This is a genomic window from Burkholderia sp. SCN-KJ, assembly GCF_024656005.1.
In the GTDB taxonomy this organism is placed as follows: Bacteria; Pseudomonadota; Gammaproteobacteria; order Burkholderiales; family Burkholderiaceae; genus Burkholderia.
On the sequence record NZ_JANKOG010000002.1, the window covers coordinates 337,257 to 359,513 of the forward strand.

Below are 22,257 nucleotides of genomic sequence, written 5' to 3' on the forward strand. Positions count from 1 at the left end.
GCATCGTCCGGAATCCGCGCATGAAAGCCCTCGGCCGCAGCCTGCCGTTCGTCGCGCTGCTCGGGCCCGCGCTGCTGGTGCTGGCCGCGCTCGCGCTGTACCCGGTCGCGCAGGTGCTGATCGACTCGTTCTGCCAGGTCGACTATGCGGCCGGCCGGCGCGCGTTCATCGGGCTCGCGAATTATCGCGCGGTGCTCGGCGACGACGCGTTCGCGGCCGGTTTCGGCAACACGCTGCGCTTCACGATCGCGGCGTCGCTCGTCGAGGTCGCGCTCGGCTTCGGTCTCGCGCTGCTGTTTGTGCGCGCGTTTCCGGGGCGGCGCATTGCGCTGCCGCTCGCGATCCTGCCGATGATGCTCTCGACGCTCGTGTGCTCGGCGATCTGGCGCAACTGGCTCAACTTCGACGGCTTCCTGAACGCGCTGCTCGCCGCGTTCGGCGTCGAAGGCGTGCGCTGGCTGTCCGATCCGCATCTTGCGTTGTGGTCGCTCGCGCTCGTCGACGTGTGGCAGTGGACGCCGATGGCGTTCCTGATCGTGCTGGCCGGGCTGCAATCGATCCCGCAGGAACTGTACGAAGCCGCGCGCACCGACGGCGCGAGCGAATGGCAGTGCCTGCGCGACATCACGCTGCCGCTCGCGGCGCCGCAGATCGGCCTCGCGCTGCTGCTGCGCTCGATCGACACGTTCAAGCTGTTCGACAAGGTCTATGCGTTGACGGGCGGCGGCCCCGGCAACGCGACGCAGACGCTGTCGACCTACATCTACGACACGGGCTTCCGCTTCTTCAACGTCGGGCCGGCGAGCGCCGCGTCGGTGCTGATGCTCGCGGCGTCCGCGCTGCTCGTTTCGGGGTACGTATGGCAGACGGTTCGCAAGCGGCGCGCATGACGGCGCGATCCGCGTACCTCGCGCACGCGCGAAACGGTGCCGCGTTCGCGCATGCCGCGCCGTGGGCGCTGCGCATCATTGCGCTCGCGCTGTTGTTGCTGCCATGTCTGTGGATGGCCGGCGCGGCGTTCATGCCGACGCTCGAACGCCTCGATCATCCGCTGCGGATCTGGCCGGCCGCACCGACGTTCGAGCATTTCGCGTCGGTGTGGTCGAACGGCATCGGCGCGCCGCTCGCCAATTCGCTGCTGGTCGGGTTCGGCACGACGCTGCTCGCGCTGACGCTCGCGTTTCCGGCCGCATACGCGCTCGTGCGGCTGCGGTTTCCGGCGCGGCTGGATGTGCTGTTCCTGATGCTCGTGCTGGCCTTGAAGCTGATGCCGCCGATCACGATCGCGGTGCCGCTGTTCGCGCTCGCGAAGCGGTTGCATCTGCTCGATTCGACGCTCGGGCTGATGCTTGCTTACCAGATCTACGCGCTGCCGATGGCGATCTGGATGCTGCTCGCGTTCGTGCGCGACGTGCCCGTCGAATACGAGGAAGCCGCGTGCATCGACGGCGCGGGGCTCGCGCGGCGGCTGGTGCAGATCGTGCTGCCGCTGTGCGCGCCGGGGCTGATCGCGACCGCGATCTTCGTGTTCATCGCCGCATGGAACGAGTTCCTGATCGCGCTGCTGTTCGTGTCGACGCCAAGCCGCTTCACGCTGCCGCTCGCGATTGCCGGCTACGTGACGGAGAACGGCATCGACTGGGGCGACCTGATGAGCGCGGGGCTGCTGGCGTCGCTGCCGACCCTTGCGGTGGCCGGCTACGTGCAGCGCTACCTGCTGCGCGGATTTGCCGGCGGCCTGAAGTGACGCGACGCGTTACGCGCAGCTATGCCGCACCACGTGCGTAACCGGCACGACCCGCGTGCGCGACGCGCCATCGAACGTCTGGATTCGGTCGGCGAGCAGGTCGACGGCCGCGTGCGCGAGGCCTTGCGTGTCCTGGCGCAGCGTCGAGAGCCGGTAGGCGTCGTATGCGGCGGCGGGGATGTCGTCGAAGCCGATCACGCGCAGGTCGTCGGGCACGCGCAAGCCGAAGGCGTCGCGCGCGGCGTCGATCATGCCGAGCGCGAGCAGGTCGGACGAGCAGAACACACCGTCCGGCCGCTCGCCCGTCTCGAACAGTTGCCGTGCGGCGTCGAGGCCGCATGCATACGCGTCGGAGCCCGTATCGATTACGCGGACGAGCGCCGCATCGTAAACATCGCCGCATTGCAGCGCCTGCGCGAACGCATCCACGCGCGAGCGTGCGCTATAGCTCGCGGTACGCGGCCCGACGAACGCGAGCCGGCGCGCGCCGGCTCGCACGAGCCGTTGCGCCGCATGGGCGGCGCCCGCCGCGTTGTCGCTGACGACGACATCCGCGCCCGGCAGGTTCGCTTCGCGGTTGATCATCACGACGGGAATCCGGTGGTCGAGATACTGTCGTGCGACCGACAGCGGCGGCGAAGCGGACGTCATCACGAGGCCCGCGATCCGGTAGCTGAGCAGCCGCTCGAGCGATTGCCGGACCTGATGCGGATCGTCCGCATTGGTCACGAGCGGCGTGAACGCGCGCTGCCCGAGCGCGGCCATCAGGTCCGACAGCAGCCGCGCGCGGAACGGATTCTCGAACCCGGCCGTCACGACGCCGATCATGCTGCTGCGCTGCGTGATCATGTCGCGCGCGATCAGGTTGACCTGGTAGCCGAGCGCACGCGCGGCCGCCATCACGCGTTCGCGCGTCTCGGGCGCGATGCTCGCCGTCGGCGAGAACGCGCGCGACACCGCGGAGCGCGACACGCCGGCCCGCACGGCGACATCCGACGCGGTCACCCACGTCTTTCTTTCCTTGTCAGTCATCGATTCATGATCCCTTCGCGACACGAAGCCTCCACGCCGCTGGCCGACTGGATGTCGGCGCTCGACGACGCGCGGCCGCTGCATACGCTGACCCTACCGGGCAGCCATGACACCTGTGCGTATACGGTCGACGATCCGCTCGTGCGCACGCAGCGCGCGCCGCTTGATGCGCAGCTCGCGCATGGCGTGCGGCTGCTCGACATTCGCTGCCGGCACCGGGGCGATACGTTCGACATCCATCATGGCGGGATCGCGCTCGGCCTGTCGTTCGACGACGTGCTCGCGGACTGCACGCGCTTTCTCGATGCGCATCCGCGCGAATGCATCGTGATGTCGGTGAAGGACGAATGGCCCGCGCATGCGTGCACGCGCAGTTTCGACGCGACGTTCGATGCGCATTGCGCGCGGCATCCGCGGCTGCGCTGGCATGCGGGCCGCGCGCTGCCGGCGCTCGGCGACGTGCGCGGCGCGGTGGTGCTGTTGCGGCGGTTCCGCAGCAGCCGGCCGCTGGGCATCGACCTGACCGCGTGGCCCGACAATGCGACGTTTACGGTCGATCATCCGGATGCGGCGTTCGTGATCCAGGATGAATACCGTGTGCCTGTCGCCGGGTCGATCCACTACAAGTGGCGTGTGATCGATGCGCTGCTGAGCCGCATGCCGTCGCCGGAGAGCGGGCGCTGGGCGATCAATTTCTGCAGCGGCACGGGGATGGGCGCGAATCCGTCGGTGGTCGCGCGCGGCGACGGCAGGGTGGTCGGGATTCAGGCGCGGCTCGCGGCGCGGTTGCGTGAAACGCGCGGGCCGTGCGGCGCGATGCTCCTCGATTTCTGCGACGACGATGACTGGGCGCTGGTGCGGGCGTTGGTTGAGTGTAATGAGGATGTGCCCGTGGCGGGTGGCAGGCGCAGGTCGGTGGGTTGTTAGCGCATTCGCATTGACGATCGCGAACTAGCTGATCGGGGCACTGCCTGAGAAAGGTGAAATGCGTGGCATTCGAGACGCCGTCGATATCGAGGACCGATCGCGCGGGTGGGGCAATCAGTACGTGTCGCCGATCGTGATGCAGAAATGCAGCTGGTCGGTTGTCCCGGGGTATTCGTTGTGCCACACCTTCGATTCGGACACCATCGTGCTGCGGCAGAACGCGGCGGCCTCCGCCAGCGGCCAATCATCAAGACTCACGGTGCCCTGCGGAGCGCTGCCATGTCCGACACGTCCGTCGGCAGTCAGGACCCAACCTTCCCAACCATAGATCGGAATGCGATGACGCTCGCAATAGTCAATGCATTCGAGCGCGGCGTCGAGCGGAAGCACGATCTCGCGACGAGAAATCGACAGTGCGGCAAGTGCCGCGGGAATTTTCTCGAGTTGCGGCATCGCAGGTCTGCAGAGAGCGGTAGGGTGTGCGATCGACGGACTACCGCGTCGCGATCGCCACCGCCGCACCCGCCATCGCGGTCGCGCTCGTGCGGTTAGCGACCCGCTTCGCGCGTGCCGACGTCAGAAATGCCCGCGCACGCGCCGCGAGCAGCGACCAGAAGCAGTCGGCGAGAATCAGGATCGCGAGCATCGTGCCGACCAGCTCGGCCCACGCGAGCACACCGACATGCGTCAGATCGACGATCGTCGGCAGCAGCGCAAGATAGAACAGCATGATCTTCGGATTGCCGAGCGTGACCAGCGTGCCCGCGACGAACATGCGCCACGGCGACTGGCCGCGCGGCAGGTCGCCGGCCTGCGTGTCGGTCGGCGCGGTCCACATCTTCCACGCGAGGAACAGCAGGTACGCGACGCCGAGCAGCTTCAGCACGAGCAGGCCCGTCTCGAACGTGCGCGCGAACGCCGACAGCCCGGCCACCGCCAGCGTGAGCCACAGCGCCTCGCCGATCCACATCGCGGCGAGGAACGGCAGCACGTCTCGCACGCCGTTCGTCAGCACGCGCGCGACGAGCGCGGCGACGCTCGGGCCGGGCGTGCCGGCGGTGACGAGCAGGGCGATGGCGAACACGGCGAGCGCGGACAGCGTCATGGCGAACCTCGTGGGCAAGGCGTTCGAAAGGTATGAAGTTTCGATTATAGTGACGGCCGTTCCTGCCTGCCTACCTCGTCGTGATGACAGTATCGATCCGGATTCGTCCCGCCACGCGGGAAGACGCGGTCGCGATGGCCGCCGTGGAAGTGGCCGCTGCCCAGCGCTTTCGCGACATCGGCATGTCCGACATCGCCGAAGGCGAGCCGACCGATGCGGCCGACGTGCTCGCACGCATCGACGACGGCCGCGCGTATGTGGCGACGGACGAAGCGGGGGCCTGCGTGGGTTTCGCATTCTACCGGCTGCTCGATGCGCAGCGGCTTTATCTGGAGGAGCTGGACGTCGCGCCGTCGCATGCGGGGCAGCGGATCGGCGCGCGCCTGATCGATCGGATCATGACGCGCGCCGCGCAAGACGGCATCGCGCAGGTCGTGCTGTCGACGTTTCGCGACGCGCCGTGGAATGCGCCGTACTACGCGCGCCTGGGCTTTGACATCATCGACGACGCATCGCTCGACGACACGCTGCATGCGATCCGCGCGCATCACGTTGCACGCGGGCTCGACGAGACGCAGCGCGTGTTCATGCGCGCGGACGTGCGCACATGAACGTGCCGCCGGCCGTCAGGCCGCGTCGCTGAGCGCCGGGTAGTCGGTGTAACCCGTCTCGCCTTCGGCGTAGAACGTCTCCGGCACCGGCTTGTTCAGCGGTGCGCCGAGTTCGAGTCGACGCGGCAGGTCCGGATTCGCGATGAACAGCTTGCCCCACGCGATCGCGTCGGCGTGGCCGCTCGCGAGCGTGTCCTGCGCCGATTCGAGCGTGAACTGCTCGTTCGCGATCAGCGGGCCGCCGAACGCCTCCTTCAGGCGCGGGCTCAGCTGGTCGCCCGAATACGATTCACGCGTGAAGATGAACGCGATCTTGCGGCGGCCGAGTTCGCGTGCGACGTAGCCGAACGTCGCGGCCGGATCGGAATCGCCCATCGTGTGCGCGTCGCCGCGCGGTGCGAGGTGCACGCCGACACGGCCCGCGCCCCACACGTCGATCGCCGCGTCGACCACTTCGAGCAGCAGGCGCGCGCGGTTCTCGATCGGGCCGCCGTACGCGTCGGTGCGCAGGTTGGTGCTGTCCTGCAGGAACTGATCGAGCAGGTAGCCGTTCGCGCCGTGGATCTCGACGCCGTCGAAGCCCGCCTTCTTCGCGTTCTCCGCGCCCTTGCGGTACGCGGCGACGATGCCCGGAATTTCATCGATGTCGAGCGCGCGCGGCGTCACGTACGGACGCGGCGGCCGCACGAGGCTCACGTGACCGCCCGCGGCGATCGCGCTCGGCGCGACCGGCAGGTCGCCGTCCAGGAACACGGGATCGGAAATCCGGCCGACGTGCCAGAGCTGCAAAACGATGCGGCCGCCCGCCGCGTGCACGGCCTGCGTCACGCGCTTCCAGCCTTCCACCTGCTCGTCGGACCAGATGCCCGGCGTGTCCGCGTAGCCGACGCCCTGCGGCGTGACCGAAGTCGCTTCGCTGATGATCAGGCCGGCCGATGCGCGCTCGGCGTAATAGCGGGCCATCAGGTCGTTGGGCACGCGCGCGCTGCCGGCGCGGGCACGGGTGAGCGGCGCCATCACGACGCGGTTCGGCAGAGTCAGGTCGCCGAGGGTAACGGGATCGAACAGGGTAGGCATGGAGATAACCTCTTCACGAAAGGCGGGATGGCCGTCGCGTCGTGCGCGACGGGTGGCCCGCATGGCCTGGGTCAGAGTTCGCGACGCAGGGCGTCGAGAAATGCGTCGATGACGGCCTCGTTGCGCCGGAAGAACGCCCACTGGCCGATCCGCGTCGACGTCACGAGCCCCGCGCGCTGCAGCGTCGCGAGGTGCGCGGAAACCGTCGACTGCGACAGCCCGCAGCGCGCGTCGATCTGCCCGGCGCAGACGCCGTGGTCGTACGGCAGCGTCTGCTCCGGGAAATGCGCGCCCGGCGTTTTCAGCCAGACGAGGATTTCCCGGCGCACGGGGTTCGAGAGCGCTTTCAGGATCGCGTCGATGTCGAGTTCGGTCGGCATGGAAGGGCGTAGTGTTCGGGGCAAACGGGTATCGTCGATGGGCGAATCATATATCGGAAAATAACGATACGTGCGAAGGCACTGATGAAAGTGGGGTTGTTGATCTGTCGGACTTCAGCGCGTCACCCGTTCCCGTACTGCGCGAACAGCCACCGCCGCATCGCATCGAGCGCCTCCGAATGCGCATTGGCCTGCGGAAAGACGACGTAAAACCCGAGCGACATCGGAAACGAAAAATCGAACACGCGCCGCAGCCGGCCTTCCGCGATATCGCGTTCGACCAGCGGCTCGCTCGTCAGCGCGATGCCCTGGCCGGCGACCGCGGCGTCGATCGCGAGCAGCGACTGGCTGAACCGCGGCCCTTTCGTCGGATCGGCCCGGCCTTGGCCGCCGAGCTTGTCGATGAACTCGGGCCACAGATCGTGCGCGTCGTGCAACAGCACGTGCTTTGCGAGGTCCGCGGGCGTCCGGATCGGCGAGCCGCTGTCGAGCAGTTTCGGGCTGGCGACGGCAAAGATGTCGAGCGGAAACAGCAACTCGGCGACCAGGCCGGCCGGGAACGGCGGCTTGCTGAGTCGATCGCGATGTCGACGCCGTCGGCCCGGAACGACGCAAGCCTTTCGTCGGCGATCACGCGCACCTCGATGTCGGGATGCAGCCGGCCGAAGTCCGACAGGCGCGGAATCAGCCACTTCGACGCGAACGACGGCGTCGTGCTGACCGCCAGAACCGTCGGGCGCTGCCCGAGCGCGTCCGTGGCGTCGGAGATGATCTGGAGCGCACGCTGGACCGACGAAAAATACTCGAGCCCTTCGCGCGTCAGCGCCAGCCCCCTGGGCAGCCGCCGGAACAGCTGAACCTCCACGACGTCCTCCAGATGCCTGACCTGTTGCGCCACCGCGCCCTGGGTCACGCCGAGTTCGTCGGCGGCCAGCCGGAAATTGAGGTGTCGCGCGGCGGCTTCGAACGCGCGAAGCGCATTGAGCGGCGGGAACCGGCGGGTACGCGTTAGCGCCTTCATGCAGTAGAAATTCTACAGGGTGGGTGGAGAAATCATGATTCGACAAGCCGATTATAGAGTCCTACAGTGCTGCCATGGATCGATGATCGCGGCGCTGCGCCGACCCATTCAGGAGAACAGCATGACTGTAGAGAAAGTGGCCTTGGTGACGGCGGCGGGCAAGGGCATGGGCGCCGCAATTGCGCGGGATCTCGCGAGCAACGGTTATCGCGTCGCGCTGATGTCGCCGTCCGGCAGCGCGGTCGAACTGGCGAAGGAACTCGGCGGGTTCGGTGTGGCGGGGTCGGTCACCGAAGACGCCGACATCGCGCGCTTCGTGAACGAGACGCTCGCGAAGTACGGCCGTATCGATGCGGTCGTCAACAATACCGGGCATCCGCCGAAGGGCGACCTGCTCTCGATCGGTGACGACAAATGGCACGAAGGGCTCGACCTGATCGTGCTCAACGTCGCGCGCGTGCTGCGGCGCGTGACACCGGTCTTCCTGAAGCAGGGCGGCGGCGCGGTGGTCAACATTTCGAGCTTCGCGGCCGACGCGCCCGAGCAGGCGATGCCGGTGTCGTCCGCGCTGCGCGCGGCGCTCAGTGCCTTCACGCGCCTGTACGCCGACCGGTACGCGAAGGACAACATCCGCATCAATTCGGTGCTGCCCGGCTTCATCGACAGCTGGCCGGAGACGCCCGAGATCGTGGCCCGCATTCCGGCCGGCCGTTTCGGCAAGACACAGGAGATCGCGCAGACCGTGACGTTCCTGCTGTCGGAAGGCGCCGGCTACATCACCGGGCAGAACATTCGCGTCGACGGCGGCATCGTGCGCGCGCTTTAAGCCGGTGGGCGGTACGCGCGCGGACGTTGCGCCGGCTGCCTCAGTTGTGCCGTTCGCCGATCCGGTTCTCTTCCGGGCTCCAGACGCTGAGCCCTTCCGTCGGGTCCATCGGCTGATCCCACGGCCGCGCGGCGATCGCCTGCATCGTCGCGTCGAACCCGGCCTGCCGGCGCGCCGCGATGCCGTCCGGCGTGAAATCGATGTCCTTCCACTGATCGTCGCCGTCGAGCCGCGGCGCCGCGAGCTTGATCACGTGCATCGTCGTCTGGCAGCCCCACGCGGCGAGCGCCTGCACGTCGGCCGACGTGCGCTCCGCCTCCGGCAGCCGCATCACCAGTTCCTTGATCACGTGGCGCAGCCGGTGGATCTGCTGTTGCCGCGCGATGTTGCCGTCCGTGCGGCTCGCGTACTGGATGTCCTTCTGTCGCTCCGACACCTGCCAGATGCTTTGCGGCTCGGGCCCGACCGGATTCCACATCTGCACCGAGAAGATGATCGAGCTGCGGCGCGGCGCATCGTCGAGCACGACCTCGACCGGCGTATTCGAATAGATGCCGCCGTCCCAGTAGGGCGCGCCGTCGATCCGCACGGCCGGAAACGCGGGCGGCAGCGCGCCCGAGCCCATCACGTGGTCGAGGCCGAGCGGCCGGTCGCGCGAATCGAAATAGCGCATCGTGCCGGTGCACGCGTTGACCGCGCCGACGGTCAGCCGCGGCCGGCACGCATTCAGCAGGTCGAGGTCGATCAGCGACGCGAGCGTGTCGCGCAGCGGCTCGACCACGTAGTACGACGCGTGCTCGACGCCGACCCGCGCGAGCGGCCCGAGCCACGCGGCGGGATTCGGCCGGAAGAATCCCGTGAGGCCCGCGCCGATCACCGCGAGTTCCGAGCCGATCTTGTCCCAGGTCGTCGGGAAGCCCGGCACGGTCACGGCGGGCCGTTCAGTGACGTGGCGCCAGAATTCGGCCATGCGCTGCGCGCGGTGCGCGGGCGCGTTGCCGGCGATCAGCGCCGCGTTGATCGCGCCGATCGACGTGCCGATCACCCAGTCGGGCTGGATGCCCGCCGCGTCCATCGCCTCGAATACGCCGAGCTGGTATGCGCCCAGTGCGCCGCCGCCCTGGAGCACGAGCACGACCTGTCCAGGTAGCTTCGGGTGTGCGGGTTGACTTGCCGTCATCGCTGGCCTCGTGGTCGGTGACGGCCGGCGGGGGCCGGCCGGTTGGAACCAGTGTAGGCGATCGGCGGGCGTCGCTCCGCGGTGCCGGATCTTCGCGCGCATGGTGCGGCTCGGCGCGCCGCGTCATTCCACGGTGATGGTCTCCTTCATGTACGGATGAATCCCGCAGAACACCTTGTAGACCCCCGGCTTGTCGAAGCGGAACGAGTAGGTCTCGTCCTGGTCGAGCGCGTTCGAATGGAAGACGCCCGCGTCGTTGACGACGGTATGCGGTTCCGCGTCGAGGTTCTTCCACGTGACCGTCGTGCCGGCCTTGATCGTGGTCGACATCGGCGAAAACATGAAGTTGTGGATCGTCACGAGCGGGCCGGCCGGGGGTTGCGCGAATGCGGCGAGCGGCGTGCCGGCGGCGGCCGCGCACAGGGTCAGCGCCGCCAGCAGCGTCGAGGGCTTGAGGATGGTCATGTCGGTCTCCTTGCGTAGCGGAATCGGGCGAGGGATCAGGCGAGGGATCAGGCCAGCGTCGTGTCGCGCAGCGACGCCGCCACGGGATGGCCGGCGAAGTCGACGGTCGTCACGCCGAGCATCGCGGGCAGCCGGTCGCGCGGCACCGTGAGCGGCACCGGGCCGGGGCCGTTGCCGGCGGTCGGCTGCGGGAACGCGGTGGAGCGCGCGGTGTGGAACGTCACGTTGCCTTCGACCTTCGACACGATCTGGTGAATGTGCCCGTTCAGCACGGTGACTGAGCCGAAGCGGCGCAGCAGCGCCATCGTCTGCGGTGCGTCGCCGGTGCCCCAGCCCCACGGCTCGTAGATGGTCCACATCGGCATGTGCGAGAACACGACGATCGGCGTGCTCGACGATTGCCCCTTCAGATCCTGCGCGAGCCACGCGAGCTGCTCGTCGCCGAAGCTGCCGAGTCCGTTCGGCTTGAAGTGCATCACGTTGACGAGCGCGACGAAGTGCACGCCCGCGTGATCGAAGCTGTAGTAGCCGCGGTTGTCCGACGCCTTGCCGAAGCGGCTGAAATATTCGGCGCCCGAGCCGTCGGTCACGTCGTGTTCGCCGGGCACCGTATGCAGCTCCGGCACGCGCAGCGCGGACAGCAGCTGCGACGCCTGGTCGAACTCCGCTGCCTTGGACAGATGCGTGATGTCGCCGGTATGGATCGCGAGCGCGGGCGTGGCAGGCATCGCGTTGACGAGCTCGATGGTCTGCCGCAGCGTGGCCGCGACGTCGGGATTCGCGTCCTTGTTGAAGCCGATGTGCGTGTCGCTGATCTGCACGAACAGCGGCCGGCCCTTGTCCGCGGGGAGTGCGGCGCCGCTTTGCGCGAGCGCGAGGTCGAACGGCGTCAGGATGCCGCCCGACAGCGTAAACAGCGTGCCGAGGCCGCCGAACGCCATGCATTGCAAGGCTTTACGGCGCGACGGGCGGGTGGGATTCGATGAAGACATGTGAGCCTCGCATTCGTGTGACGGAACCGGACGGCCGGATCGTCCTGGAGTAAGCCGGCGCCTTCGTATGCCATACCGCTGCGGCGGCGGATTTATTCCCGCGGGTTGCGAGGTTGCTCGCGGCTTGCGGCGCAATGGCGGACCACCGGCGGATGACCTGTCAATGTCCTGTAAGTGACACGTCACGTTTGCGTCATGTCCGCCCGATAGCCTGCGACACCGAATCACTTCTCCGGAGCCCCTCATGCCGAATCTCGCGGCAACGGAAACCAGCGGTGCGGCCCGTCATCGCGCGCGCACCATCAGCCTCGCGCCGTTCTTGCCGATCGTTGCCTGCGGCATCGTCTACGTCGGCGTTCACCTGAGCGCGGATCCCGGTCCGGTCAAGGAGGGTTCGGTCCTGCCGATCATGCTGCCCGCCGTCGCGCGGGTGCTGGTCTTGCCTGCGTCGATCGCGCGTTCGGCGGTCCTGTGCCGGGCCCGCAACAAGCCGTTCTGAGCCGCGCCGGCTAACGGCGCATCCGGCCGCGCGTCAGCGGCCGATCCCATCGATTTTCAATTCGACCAAGACGCTACCGATGGATATCAGTTTCTTCGATCCGAATCGCACCGCCAACGCGTCCGCGTGGCGCGTGCTTCCCAACCGCTGGGATGCGGTCGCGTTTCCGCTGATCATCGGCATACTCGCAATGGCGATCGTCGGCTTTCATCAGACGATGGCGCCGATCGCCGTGCTGCAGACGCAGAAGATCTCGCTCGATCCGTCGAACCTGCCCGAATACGCGTTGCGCACCACGCTGCGGATGCTCGCCGCGATGGTCGCGTCGCTGGTATTCACGCTTGTATACGGCACGCTCGCCGCGAAAAGCCGCCGTGCCGGCATGGTGCTGATCCCGATCCTCGACATCCTGCAGTCGGTGCCGGTGCTCGGCTATATCTCGTTTACGGTCACGTTCTTCCTCGCACTGTTCCCGGGCCGCGTGCTCGGCGCCGAGCTCGCGGCGATCTTCGCGATCTTCACGAGCCAGGCGTGGAACATGACGTTCAGCTTCTACCAGTCGCTGCGCACGGTGCCGCGCGACCTGAGCGAAGTGTCGCGCGGCTTCCACCTGACGCCGTGGCAGCGCTTCTGGAAGCTCGAAGTGCCGTTCTCGATGCCGGGGCTGATCTGGAACATGATGATGTCGATGTCGGGCGGCTGGTTCTTCGTCGTCGCGTCGGAGGCGATCACCGTCGGCAACCAGACGATCACGCTGCCGGGCATCGGCGCGTATCTCGCGCAGGCGATCGCCGACCAGAACCTCGGCGCGGTGGGCTGGGTGATCGTCGCGATGTCGGTCGTGATCCTCGCGTACGACCAGTTCCTGTTCCGCCCGCTCGTCGCGTGGGCCGACAAGTTCCGGATGGAAAACACCGCGTCGGGCGATGCGCCGCAGTCCTGGCTGCTCGACATGCTGCGCCGCACGCACCTGATCCACCAGCTGCTCGTGCCGGCCGGCTGGCTGCTGTCGCAGGCCGCGCGGATTCCGTTGCGCGTGCCGGCGCTCACGGGCAAGCGCTCGCGCGGCACGTCGGCGCGCGGTTCGTCGCGCGTCGGCGATATCGTGTGGGGCGCGTTCGTGATCCTGCTGACGGTGTACGTCGGGTGGCGCGTCGTCAGCTTCGTCGCGACCGGCGTGACGATGGGCGAGGTCGGCCATGTGCTGGTGCTCGGGCTGCTCACGTTGCTGCGCGTGCTGGTGCTGATCGCGATCGCGTCGGTGGTCTGGGTGCCGCTCGGCGTGCTGATCGGGCTGCGCCCCGCGCTAGCCGAGAAGATCCAGCCGCTCGCGCAGTTCCTCGCCGCGTTCCCGGCGAACCTGCTGTTCCCGGTGTTCGTGATCGTGATCGTCCACTTCCATCTGAACGCGGACATCTGGCTGTCGCCGCTGATCGTGCTCGGCACGCAGTGGTACATCCTGTTCAACGTGATCGCCGGCGCGATGTCCTATCCGAACGACTACAAGGAAGCGACGAAGAACTTCCGCATTCGCGGCTGGCAGTGGTGGCGGCAGGCGATGCTGCCCGGCATCTTCCCTTACTACGTGACCGGTGCGATCACCGCATCCGGCGGCGCGTGGAACGCGAGCATCGTGTCGGAGTTCGTGCAGTGGGGCGACACCAGGGTCGTCGCGCATGGCCTCGGCTCGTACATCGCACAGATGACCGCCGCCGGCGATTTTCCGAAGATCATCCTGGGCATCGCCGTGATGTCCCTGTTCGTCACCCTGTTCAACCGTCTGCTGTGGCGTCCGATGTACGCCTATGCGGAATCCCGGCTCCGTCTCGATTGAGAGTAAGCGCGATGCAAAACCAGACCGTAATCAACGCTCCTGTCCAGACGTCCCAGCCGCTTCAGCCGCCGCGCCTCGGCGAGGAAATCCTGCGCGTCGAACATGTGAATCGCGGCTTCAACAAGTCGCAGGGCGAGTTGCTCGTGCTCGACGACGCGAACCTGTCGTTGCGCGAAGGCGAGATCGTCGGGCTGCTCGGCCGCTCCGGTTCGGGCAAGTCCACGCTGCTGCGGATCATCGCCGGGCTGATCGAGCCGACCGGCGGTGACGTGACCTATCTCGGCAAGCCGCTGCGCGGCCCGGCCGAAGGCGTCGCGATGGTGTTCCAGACCTTCGCGCTGTTTCCGTGGCTGACCGTGCTGCAGAACGTGGAGGCCGGGCTTGAGGCGCTCGGCGTCGGCGCACGCGAGCGGCGCGAACGCGCGCTCGCCGCGATCGACCTGATCGGTCTCGACGGCTTCGAGAACGCGTATCCGCGCGAACTGTCGGGCGGCATGCGCCAGCGCGTGGGCTTCGCGCGCGCGCTCGTGGTCGATCCGACGATCCTGCTGATGGACGAGCCGTTCTCGGCACTCGACGTGCTGACCGCCGAAACGCTGCGTACCGACCTGCTCGACCTGTGGACGCAAGGCCGCATGCCGATCAAGTCGGTGCTGATCGTCACGCACAACATCGAGGAGGCGGTGTTCATGTGCGACCGGATTCTCGTGCTGTCGTCGAACCCGGGCCGCGTGATCGCCGAGATCAAGGTGCCGTTCAAGCATCCGCGCAACCGGCTGGATCCGGATTTCCGCAAGCTGGTCGACGACATCTACGCGAAGATGACGGCCCGTCAGACCGGCGAGGCGACGAAGAAGGGGCTCGAGCTCGGCAGCTGGATGCCGCGCGTGTCGACCAACCTGATGGCCGGCCTGATCGAGACGCTCGCGATGGCGCCGTACCACGGCCGCGCGGACATGCCGGAAATCGCGCGCACGCTGCATCTGGAAGTGGACGAACTGTTTCCGATCGCCGAAGTGCTGCAGTACCTCGGCTTCGCCGACGTGCGCGAAGGCGACGTGTTCCTGACGCCGCCCGCGCGCGTGTTCGCGGAGTTCGGCACGCAGGAGCGCAAGCTGATGTTCGCGGATCATCTGTTGAAGCACGTGCCGCTCGCCGCGCGGATCCGAAAGGTGCTGAACGAGCGCCCGGGCCATCGTGCGCCGCGCGTGCGTTTCGAGCAGGAGCTGGAGGATTTCCTGTCGGACGAGGCGGCCGAGGAAACGCTCGATGCGGTGATCGACTGGGGGCGTTACGGCGAAGTCTTTTCGTACAACGACAAGACGGAAGTGTTCAGTCTCGAGGACGTGGAGAGCTGACGTCCGCGCCCGAATGACGCGCGACCGTCATTCGGGCAAATCCCGCTGATTCGCGTCCTGCTCGCTGCCGCCCGTACTGAGCCGCTCGATCTTTTCCATCCGCTGCCGCGCCAACTCAGGAAGCCGGTTCGTCACGCCGATCACCAGCGCTTCGGCGAGCGCCAGCGCTGGCACATTGGTCTGCAGCATCGCGAACGGGCGCCCCTGGATCCGCAGCACGATCTCGGCGAACGCGCTGATCGGCGAGCGCCATTCGTCGGTGATCAGCAGCACGCGCACGCCGAGCTGGTGCGCGGCCTGCGCGAACCGGATGCTGTCTTTCTGATAGCGGCGAAAATCGAAAATGACCAGCACGTCGCCGGGCCCCATGTCGGTCAGCGACACCGACGAGAGATTCAGGTTCGGCTCGACGTACTGCACATGCGGGCGCGCATACGCGAGCGTGAACGAAAACAGCGACGCGAGCGGCGCGGTATAACGCCCGCCGCCGCAGAACACGCGGATTTCCGGATCGGCCAGCAGCGTCACCGCTTCGTCGAACGCCGCCGCGTCGAGTCCCTCGATCGTGGTGGCAAGCGATTGCGAGAGCCGCTGGAAGATCGCCGCATGGCTGTCGCGCATCCCCGATTCCGAGTGGAACGCATCCATCCGCGCGAGCGGCGAATTCATCGCGGTATCGATCTCGTCGTGCAGCGCCTGCTGGAACGACGAGTAGTTCGGGAAGCCGATGCGCACGACGAAGCGGAACACGGTCGGGTCGCTGACTTCGGCTTGCTTCGCGAAGCTCGCGATCGGCCCGAGCCCGAGGCTCGGATAGCGCTCCAGAAGCGCGTGCGCGACCTTCTGTTCCGACGGCGTGAAGCTATCCATCTGGGATAGCAGCAACGCCCTGATGCTTGTCCCCATCGGGCACTCCGGCTTGTTTTTATCTGAATGAATGACAAACGGCAGGCATGCGTCTGCCGGCGACGCCGTGCATGTTAGCCGATCGCCGCGCCGCGGACCGTGTGAGGCCACAGATTAGAGGGGCGCATCATTCGGGTCGTCAATCGGCTGATTATGTAATGTATTAAACATTATCGATCGGAACCTTTCCATAAATTCATCGGGAATTCAGTAATTACCCTAGGTTTTGACATGAAAATGCCGATGCTATGATCGCGGCCTCGCCGGAATGTATGGTTTATTACATGCCGGATCAGCAGCGTCGTCCGGCCTTCCGAGTCGGTTGCGCATCCCGGTATGGCCCGGTCATTCGTCTGGAGGATTCCGTCATGAGGCGGCTCGTCGTACTCACCCTGTTGTCGGCCATCAGCGCAGGCGCGCTCGCCGCTTCGGAACCCGCGGTGGAAGCGAAGAGCGGCATGGTCGTGTCGTCGCAGCACTTCGCGTCGCAGATCGGCGTCGACATCCTCAAGGAAGGCGGCAACGCGGTGGACGCTGCCGTGGCGGTCGGCTACGCGCAAGCGGTGACCAATCCGTGCTGCGGCAACATCGGCGGCGGCGGCTTCATGACCCTGCACCTGGCCGACGGCCGCGACCGCTTCATCAACTTCCGCGAGACCGCGCCGGCCGCGGCGTCGGCGAACATGTATCTCGATGCGAACGGCAACGTCATTCCGGACGACAGCCTGTACGGCTATCGCGCGGTCGGCGTGCCGGGCACGGTCGCGGGTCTCGACCTCGCGCAGCGCAAGTACGGCAAGCTGACGCGCAGGCAGGTGATGGCGCCGGCGATCCGGCTCGCGCGCGACGGCTTCGTGCTGACGCGCGGCGATACGGACATTCTCGACACGACGATCGAGCGCTTCAGGAAGGACCCGGAAGCCGCGCGCATCTTCCTGCGCCCGGACGGCACGCCGCTGCAGCCGGGCGACCGCCTGGTGCAGAAGGACCTGGCACGCACGCTCGAGCGCATCGCGGAGCAGGGCCCCGACGCGTTCTATCACGGCGAGATTCCGAAGATCGTCGAAGCCGCGGCGAAGCGCGGCGGCGGGGTGATCACGGCGGCCGATTTCGCGTCGTATCGTGCGCAGGACATGGCGCCGCTGACCTGCACGTATCGCGGCTACGAGTTCGTGTCGGCTCCGCCGCCGAGCTCGGGCGGCGTGACGATGTGCGAGACGCTGAACGTGCTCGAAGGGTATGACCTGCGCAAGTTCGGCTACCAGTCGGCGTCGGTGGTCCACTACATGACCGAGGCGATGCGCCACGCGTACGAGGATCGCAACACGCTGCTGGGCGACCCGAACTTCATCGACAATCCGGTCGCGAAGCTGACGAGCAAGCAGTATGCGGCCGAGATCCGCAAGCAGATCAGCGGCGACATGGCGACGGCATCGATCGACGTGCAGCCCGGTGTCGGCGTGCACGAGAAGCCGGAGACGACCCACTACTCGATCATCGACCGCGACGGCAACGCGGTGTCGACCACGTACACCGTCAACGGCCGCTTCGGCGCCGTGGTGATCGCGCCGGGCACGGGCTTCTTCCTGAACGACGAGATGGACGACTTCACGGTCAAGGTCGGCGCGCAGAACCTGTTCGGCCTCGTGCAGGGCACGCGCAACTCGATCGCGCCGGGCAAGCGCCCGCTGTCGTCGATGGCGCCGACGATCGTGAAGAAGGACGGCAAGGTGTTCATGGTGGTCGGCTCGCCGGGCGGCTCGCGCATCATCACGATCACGCTGCAGACCGTGCTGAACGTGATCGACTACGGGATGACGCCGCAGGATGCGGTCGGTGCGCCGCGCATCCATCATCAATGGCTGCCGGACCAGGTCTATTACGAGACCCGCGGCCTGTCGCCCGACACGCTCGCGATCCTGCGCAACATGGGCTACAAGATGGTCGAGCAGACGCCGTGGGGCGCCGCCGAGCTGATCATGGTCGGCCTGCCCGGCACCGAGGCGGTGAGCCATCAGAGTTCCGGCAACGATTCGTCGGTGTCGGGCAACGTGCGCGTCGGCTACATCTACGGCGTCAACGATCCGCGCCGCCCGGCCGGTTCGGCAATCGGCTACTGACCTGAGCTGATTTGATTTGATCTGATTGCACCAGGCTGAACGGTTGCCCCGGCGTTCGCCATCGCGCGAGCGCCGGGGCAGCGACAGCGCGTCCGTTCGCGGACGTCCGCAGTATCGGGCGGGGCGGGTGCCCGGAATGCCGGGCCCGACCGACCCGCAATGCGCGCCGTGGCACGGCACTGACGCGCGCATTTTTTTTCATTCCTGCTCCGTGCGTCGAGTTCCGTTATGAACAAACGAATGTCTGCGGCAGTCTGGATCCTGCTCGCGATGGCGGCCGGCATCTTCATCGGCTACATGATCTATACGCAGTTTCCGGACAAGCAGTCGGCGACCGAGATCGCCGGCTACATCTCCCTCGTGTCCGACGTGTTCCTGCGGTTGATCAAGATGGTGATCGGCCCGCTGGTGTTCTCGACGCTCGTCGTCGGCATCGCGCACATGGGCGACGCTTCGTCGGTGGGACGCGTGTTCGTGAAGGCGTTCGGCTGGTTCGTCACCGCGTCGCTGATCTCGCTGCTGCTCGGGCTGCTGATGGCGAACCTGCTGCGCCCGGGCGAGAACCTCGGCCTGCCGCTGCCGGATATCGGCGCATCCGCGCATCTCGCGACCTCCAAGTTCACGCTGAAGGATTTCGTCAGCCACATGGTGCCGAAGTCGATCGCCGAGGCGATGGCGAACAACGAGATCCTGCAGATCGTCGTGTTCTCGATGTTCTTCGGCGTCGCGCTGTCGGCGCTCGGCGAGCGCGGCAAGATCCTCGTCGCCGCGATCGACCAGCTGGCGCACGTGATGCTGAAGATCACCGGTTACGTGATGAAGCTCGCGCCGCTCGCGGTGCTGGCGGCGATGGCCGCGACCGTCGCGGTCAACGGGCTGTCGGTGTTGTTGAAGTTCGCGGTGTTCATGGGCGACTTCTACGTGAGCCTGTTCCTGCTGTGGAGCACGCTCGTGATCGCCGGCCTGCTGTTCCTCGGGCCGCGCGTATTCAAGCTGCTGGTGCTGATCAAGGAAGCGTTCATGCTGTCGTTCGCGACGGCGAGCTCCGAAGCCGCGTATCCGAAGATCCTCGACGCGCTCGACCGCTTCGGCGTGAAGCGCAAGATCTCGAGCTTCGTGATGCCGATGGGCTATTCGTTCAATCTCGACGGCTCGATGATGTACTGCACGTTCGCGTCGCTGTTCATCGCGCAGGCGTACAACATTCACCTGTCGCTCGGCACGCAGGTCACGATGCTGCTGGTCCTGATGCTGACGTCGAAGGGGATGGCCGGCGTGCCGCGCGCATCGCTCGTCGTGATCGCCGCCACGCTCCATCAGTTCGACATCCCGGAAGCGGGGCTGCTGCTGATTCTCGGCGTCGACACGTTCCTCGACATGGGGCGCTCGGCCACCAATGCGGTCGGCAATTCGATCGCCAGCGCAGTGGTCGCGAAGTGGGAGGGCGAGCTGATGTCGGAGTCCGAAGCACAAGCGCATGCCGCGCATCTCGACGCGGAACTGGAACGGCAGAACCGCGATCCGGCCTATGGTGCCGGTCAGGCGACGTCCGTTTAAGCGGCACACGCCTCGTCGATGCACGCCGCCAGCACCATCGCGGCGGCGTTGCCCGGCGCCGAGCCGAGCAGTTGCGGCGCGTAGACGCTGTCGCCGCGCGCGATCGGCCGCCCCGACAGCGCGCAGACGCCGCGCTTGCGCGTCGTGAACAGCCGCCACTTCTGGTAGCCGTAGTGGCCGGTGCACGCGTCGCACCACGAAATCATCACGGTGTCGGCCGTGGGCCGCTCGAGCACGCTGATCGACGGCTGGCTCGTCGCATCCCACGACGGCAGGCGATCACGCGTGATGCTGCGCCGTCGCGGGGCGACCCAGGAAACGGACGGCATGTCGAAGCTGCCGATCGCGGCGACGGTCCTGAGCCAGGCAACTGCACTGTTGCTCATCTTTGCTTTCCTCGAAACGTTGGGCGACGCCGCGAAACGCGGCGTCACGACAGGCGGATGCGCGGCTGCACGCAGCCGTTGATCCGTTCGGCGAGCCACAGCAGCGTCGCCTTGGAGAATCCGTGCAGCGCCTGCTGGTGGCGCCGGTACAGCATCAGGTGGCTGAATTGCGCGAAACGCCCCTGGATGAAGCCGCCGCGGAAGAACCCGAATTGGCCGAGCGTGCCGAACGCGTCGTAGTCGCTGATCGACACGAGCGCGCCGAAATCGTGGAACGCGAACGGCGGCAGCGGCTTGCCGTCGAGCCATGCGGGCAGGTGCTTCGCGAGATGTTCGGCCTGCTGGGTCGCCACCTGCGCGGTGGGCGGCAGCGGCCGTTCCTGGCCGTCGGGCTGCAGGCTCGCGCAATCGCCGATCGCGAACACGTGCTCGTCGGCCGTGGCCTGCAGCGTGGGCCCGACCAGGATCTGGTTCGCGCGGTTCGTGTCGAGCCCGCCGAGTGCCTGCATGAAATCGGGCGCCTTCACACCCGCCGCCCACACCATCAGATCCGCTTCGGCGAACGAACCGTCGCCGTAGTGGAAGCCGTTCGCATCGGCCGCCGTCACGCGCGTGGACGTCAGCACGTGAAAGCCGATCTGCTCGAGCCGTCGCTGCGCCGACGCGGAAATCCGCGGCGGAAATGCGGCGAGGATGCGCGGGCCGCTCTCGAGCAGCGTGAGCCGCAGCCGTTCGCGCACCGTCGCGTCGCCATACGCCTGCGCGACTTCCAGCAGCCGGCTCAGTTCCGCCGCCAGCTCCACGCCTGTCGCGCCCGCGCCGACGATCGCGACGCGAAACGGCTCGTCGCGCGCGATGCTGCGGAACACGCGCATCCGCAGCGCTTCGTTGAAGGTTTCGGCCTGCCGCTGGCTGTCGATGAAGTAGCAGTGCTCGCGCACGCCCGGCACGCCGAAATCGTTGGCCTGGCTGCCGAGCGCGAGGATCAGCACGTCGTATTCGAGTTCGCGCGCGTCGATCACGCGTTCGCCGTCCTGCGAGCGAATCTCGCCGAGCTGCACGCGGCGGCGCGCGCGATCGAGCCCCGTCAATTCGCCGGGCTGGTACGTGTAGCCGTGATCGCGCGCATGGGCGAGAAAGATCACCTGCTGTTGCTGCACGTCGCGCGTACCGGCCGCGATCGTGTGCAGCATCGGCTTCCAGACATGGGTCGGGCTGCGGTCGACCACGGTGACCTGGGCGCGCCCTGTACGGCCGAGACGTTCGCCGAGGCGGGTTGCGAGCTGCAATCCGGCGATGCCGCCGCCGACGATCACGATGCGAGTAGGGGTTGTCATGAATAAATCATCACGTGATGAATAAGGTATGATCCTAGCGCTTCCCGGCTTCGCGTGTCAACGGAGCCGGGCAGGCGACCCGGTTCCGCGGACGCGAACCGGGGCCCGGACACGGGCATTCGATTCATTCAACGGGAGCAGGAAAACGTGGCTGAAGTCACTGAGCGCGCGCCGTCGAAGCGGCGTACGCGCGGGCGGCCGCTGGCGGAGGCGTCCGTCGGACCGGACGTGATATTGCGGGCCGCGCGCCGCACGTTCGCGAAGCGCGGCTACGACGCGACGAGCGTGCGCGAGGTCGCACGCGAGCTGGGCATCGACGCGGCGCTGATCGCCCATCATTTCGGCACGAAGGAGACGTTGTGGCTGGCTGTCGTCGAGCAGATCGTCGACCTGGCCGAGCCGCTGTTCGACGCGTTGCGCGCACTGCGCACGTCGTCATTGCCGCATCGCGAGCGCGTGCGGCGCGCGATCGAGCTGTGCGTCGATCACGAGTTCGCGGAGCCGGACATCGGCATGTTCTTCTCGACGGCAGCGACCGAGGAGGGCGGGCGGCTCGACTGCCTGCAGCAGCGGATCGTGCGCCCGTATCACGACGCGATGTTTCCGCTGCTGGCCGACGCGGTCGAGGCCGGCGAGATCCGCCCGGTCGACCCGGACGTGCTGTTCTTCATGATCGCGAGCGCGGTCGGCACGACGGTGTCGTACAGCCACATGATGCTGGAGTTCACGTCGCTGCCCACGCGGCAGGATGCGTTCCGGCAGGCCGTGCTCGACGTCGCGCTCGGCATCCTGAGCGTCTGAGCGCCGCGCGGCGCGAAGTCGGCCTGCGCGCTGGCGTGATTGACCCGGCGCGGTGTCGTGCCCGGACTGTCATTGTTTCCAACCGTCAACATTCAG

22 protein-coding genes and 1 pseudogene are annotated in these 22,257 nt (G+C 67.1%); 11 read left to right on the forward strand and 12 right to left on the reverse strand.

The genetic code is table 11. The annotated features are described in order from the left end of the window. Positions 1–20: 20 nt before the first annotated feature. The gene (locus NQV17_RS04895; RefSeq protein ID WP_257769422.1) at positions 21–890 is read left to right on the forward strand and encodes a carbohydrate ABC transporter permease; all 870 of its coding nucleotides are present in this window, start codon (positions 21–23) and stop codon (positions 888–890) included. Next, positions 887–1,747, forward strand: coding sequence for a carbohydrate ABC transporter permease (locus NQV17_RS04900; protein ID WP_257769424.1), 861 nt, complete (start codon positions 887–889; stop codon positions 1,745–1,747). Before NQV17_RS04895 ends, NQV17_RS04900 begins: the two co-directional genes overlap by 4 nt. A 9-nt stretch (positions 1,748–1,756) precedes the next feature. Here NQV17_RS04900 and NQV17_RS04905 read toward each other — a convergent pair whose 3' ends face one another. After that, positions 1,757–2,779, reverse strand: a complete 1,023-nt coding sequence (locus NQV17_RS04905; protein ID WP_257769426.1) for a LacI family DNA-binding transcriptional regulator — start codon at positions 2,777–2,779, stop codon at positions 1,757–1,759. A gap of 6 nt (positions 2,780–2,785) precedes the next feature. Here NQV17_RS04905 and NQV17_RS04910 point away from each other — a divergent pair, with 6 nt between their 5' ends. Continuing rightward, positions 2,786–3,706 (forward strand): phosphatidylinositol-specific phospholipase C, encoded by a 921-nt coding sequence (locus NQV17_RS04910; protein ID WP_257769428.1) that lies wholly within the window; start codon positions 2,786–2,788, stop codon positions 3,704–3,706. Positions 3,707–3,820: 114 nt separating this feature from the next. Here the strand turns inward: NQV17_RS04910 and NQV17_RS04915 are convergent, their stop codons facing one another. Together NQV17_RS04915 and NQV17_RS04920 are read right to left on the reverse strand one after the other, a co-directional pair. Next, positions 3,821–4,159: a hypothetical protein gene (locus NQV17_RS04915; RefSeq protein ID WP_257769430.1), complete on the reverse strand. Its 339-nt coding sequence runs from the start codon at positions 4,157–4,159 to the stop codon at positions 3,821–3,823. 40 nt (positions 4,160–4,199) lie between these two features. Beyond that, positions 4,200–4,811, reverse strand: coding sequence for a LysE family translocator (locus NQV17_RS04920; RefSeq protein ID WP_257769432.1), 612 nt, complete (start codon positions 4,809–4,811; stop codon positions 4,200–4,202). Positions 4,812–4,894: 83 nt separating this feature from the next. Here NQV17_RS04920 and NQV17_RS04925 point away from each other — a divergent pair, with 83 nt between their 5' ends. Beyond that, a complete protein-coding gene (locus NQV17_RS04925) occupies positions 4,895–5,422 on the forward strand; it encodes a GNAT family N-acetyltransferase (protein ID WP_257769434.1) in 528 nt (175 codons plus the stop codon). A 15-nt stretch (positions 5,423–5,437) separates the two neighbouring features. Here NQV17_RS04925 and NQV17_RS04930 read toward each other — a convergent pair whose 3' ends face one another. The 3 genes and pseudogenes from NQV17_RS04930 to gcvA form a co-directional block, all read right to left on the reverse strand. Continuing rightward, complete coding sequence (locus tag NQV17_RS04930) at positions 5,438–6,499, reverse strand: alkene reductase (protein WP_257769436.1); 1,062 nt, start codon at positions 6,497–6,499, stop codon at positions 5,438–5,440. A 71-nt stretch (positions 6,500–6,570) separates the two neighbouring features. Next, positions 6,571–6,879, reverse strand: a complete 309-nt coding sequence (locus NQV17_RS04935; protein ID WP_059449595.1) for a helix-turn-helix transcriptional regulator — start codon at positions 6,877–6,879, stop codon at positions 6,571–6,573. A gap of 122 nt (positions 6,880–7,001) precedes the next feature. Continuing rightward, positions 7,002–7,900 (reverse strand): annotated as a pseudogene (gene gcvA / locus NQV17_RS04940) (transcriptional regulator GcvA). Positions 7,901–8,021: 121 nt separating this feature from the next. Between gcvA and NQV17_RS04945 the strand changes: the two are divergent. Further along, positions 8,022–8,726, forward strand: a complete 705-nt coding sequence (locus NQV17_RS04945) for an SDR family oxidoreductase (RefSeq protein ID WP_257769441.1) — start codon at positions 8,022–8,024, stop codon at positions 8,724–8,726. Between the two features lie 40 nt (positions 8,727–8,766). Here NQV17_RS04945 and NQV17_RS04950 read toward each other — a convergent pair whose 3' ends face one another. The 3 genes from NQV17_RS04950 to NQV17_RS04960 all read right to left on the reverse strand — a co-directional run bounded on the left by NQV17_RS04950 (position 8,767) and on the right by NQV17_RS04960 (position 11,363). Next, positions 8,767–9,906 carry a patatin-like phospholipase family protein gene (locus tag NQV17_RS04950; RefSeq protein WP_257769443.1) on the reverse strand — a complete coding sequence of 380 codons (1,140 nt, stop codon included), beginning with the start codon at positions 9,904–9,906 and terminating at the stop codon, positions 8,767–8,769. A gap of 123 nt (positions 9,907–10,029) precedes the next feature. Next, on the reverse strand, positions 10,030–10,371 hold the full coding sequence (locus NQV17_RS04955; protein WP_257769445.1) for a cupredoxin domain-containing protein: 342 nt from the start codon (positions 10,369–10,371) through the stop codon (positions 10,030–10,032). 47 nt (positions 10,372–10,418) lie between these two features. After that, positions 10,419–11,363, reverse strand: coding sequence for a metallophosphoesterase (locus NQV17_RS04960; RefSeq protein ID WP_044846687.1), 945 nt, complete (start codon positions 11,361–11,363; stop codon positions 10,419–10,421). 244 nt (positions 11,364–11,607) lie between these two features. Between NQV17_RS04960 and NQV17_RS04965 the strand changes: the two genes are divergently transcribed. From NQV17_RS04965 to NQV17_RS04975, 3 genes are all read left to right on the forward strand, one after another. Continuing rightward, the gene (locus tag NQV17_RS04965) at positions 11,608–11,862 is read left to right on the forward strand and encodes a phosphate transporter (RefSeq protein WP_257769458.1); all 255 of its coding nucleotides are present in this window, start codon (positions 11,608–11,610) and stop codon (positions 11,860–11,862) included. A 79-nt stretch (positions 11,863–11,941) separates the two neighbouring features. Then, positions 11,942–13,696 carry an ABC transporter permease subunit gene (locus tag NQV17_RS04970; protein WP_257769460.1) on the forward strand — a complete coding sequence of 585 codons (1,755 nt, stop codon included), beginning with the start codon at positions 11,942–11,944 and terminating at the stop codon, positions 13,694–13,696. Positions 13,697–13,707: 11 nt separating this feature from the next. After that, the gene (locus NQV17_RS04975; RefSeq protein ID WP_044846689.1) at positions 13,708–15,054 is read left to right on the forward strand and encodes an AAA-associated domain-containing protein; all 1,347 of its coding nucleotides are present in this window, start codon (positions 13,708–13,710) and stop codon (positions 15,052–15,054) included. A 27-nt stretch (positions 15,055–15,081) separates the two neighbouring features. On the opposite strand, the gene NQV17_RS04980 is transcribed toward NQV17_RS04975, so the two are convergent. Further along, a complete protein-coding gene (locus tag NQV17_RS04980) occupies positions 15,082–15,960 on the reverse strand; it encodes a MurR/RpiR family transcriptional regulator (protein WP_257769463.1) in 879 nt (292 codons plus the stop codon). A 368-nt stretch (positions 15,961–16,328) separates the two neighbouring features. Between NQV17_RS04980 and ggt the strand changes: the two genes are divergently transcribed. Next, positions 16,329–18,080, forward strand: a complete 1,752-nt coding sequence (ggt, locus tag NQV17_RS04985; protein WP_257769465.1) for a gamma-glutamyltransferase — start codon at positions 16,329–16,331, stop codon at positions 18,078–18,080. 228 nt (positions 18,081–18,308) lie between these two features. Beyond that, positions 18,309–19,637: a dicarboxylate/amino acid:cation symporter gene (locus NQV17_RS04990; RefSeq protein ID WP_044846692.1), complete on the forward strand. Its 1,329-nt coding sequence runs from the start codon at positions 18,309–18,311 to the stop codon at positions 19,635–19,637. Here NQV17_RS04990 and NQV17_RS04995 read toward each other — a convergent pair. Both NQV17_RS04995 and NQV17_RS05000 read right to left on the reverse strand, forming a co-directional pair. Continuing rightward, positions 19,634–20,023 (reverse strand): DUF3331 domain-containing protein, encoded by a 390-nt coding sequence (locus NQV17_RS04995; RefSeq protein ID WP_257769468.1) that lies wholly within the window; start codon positions 20,021–20,023, stop codon positions 19,634–19,636. The genes NQV17_RS04990 and NQV17_RS04995 overlap by 4 nt on opposite strands. Positions 20,024–20,067: 44 nt before the next feature. Continuing rightward, entirely contained in the window at positions 20,068–21,360 is a 1,293-nt protein-coding gene (locus NQV17_RS05000; protein ID WP_257769470.1) for an NAD(P)/FAD-dependent oxidoreductase, read from the reverse strand. 147 nt (positions 21,361–21,507) lie between these two features. Here NQV17_RS05000 and NQV17_RS05005 point away from each other — a divergent pair, with 147 nt between their 5' ends. Beyond that, entirely contained in the window at positions 21,508–22,161 is a 654-nt protein-coding gene (locus NQV17_RS05005; RefSeq protein WP_257769472.1) for a TetR/AcrR family transcriptional regulator, read from the forward strand. Positions 22,162–22,257: the final 96 nt, after the last annotated feature.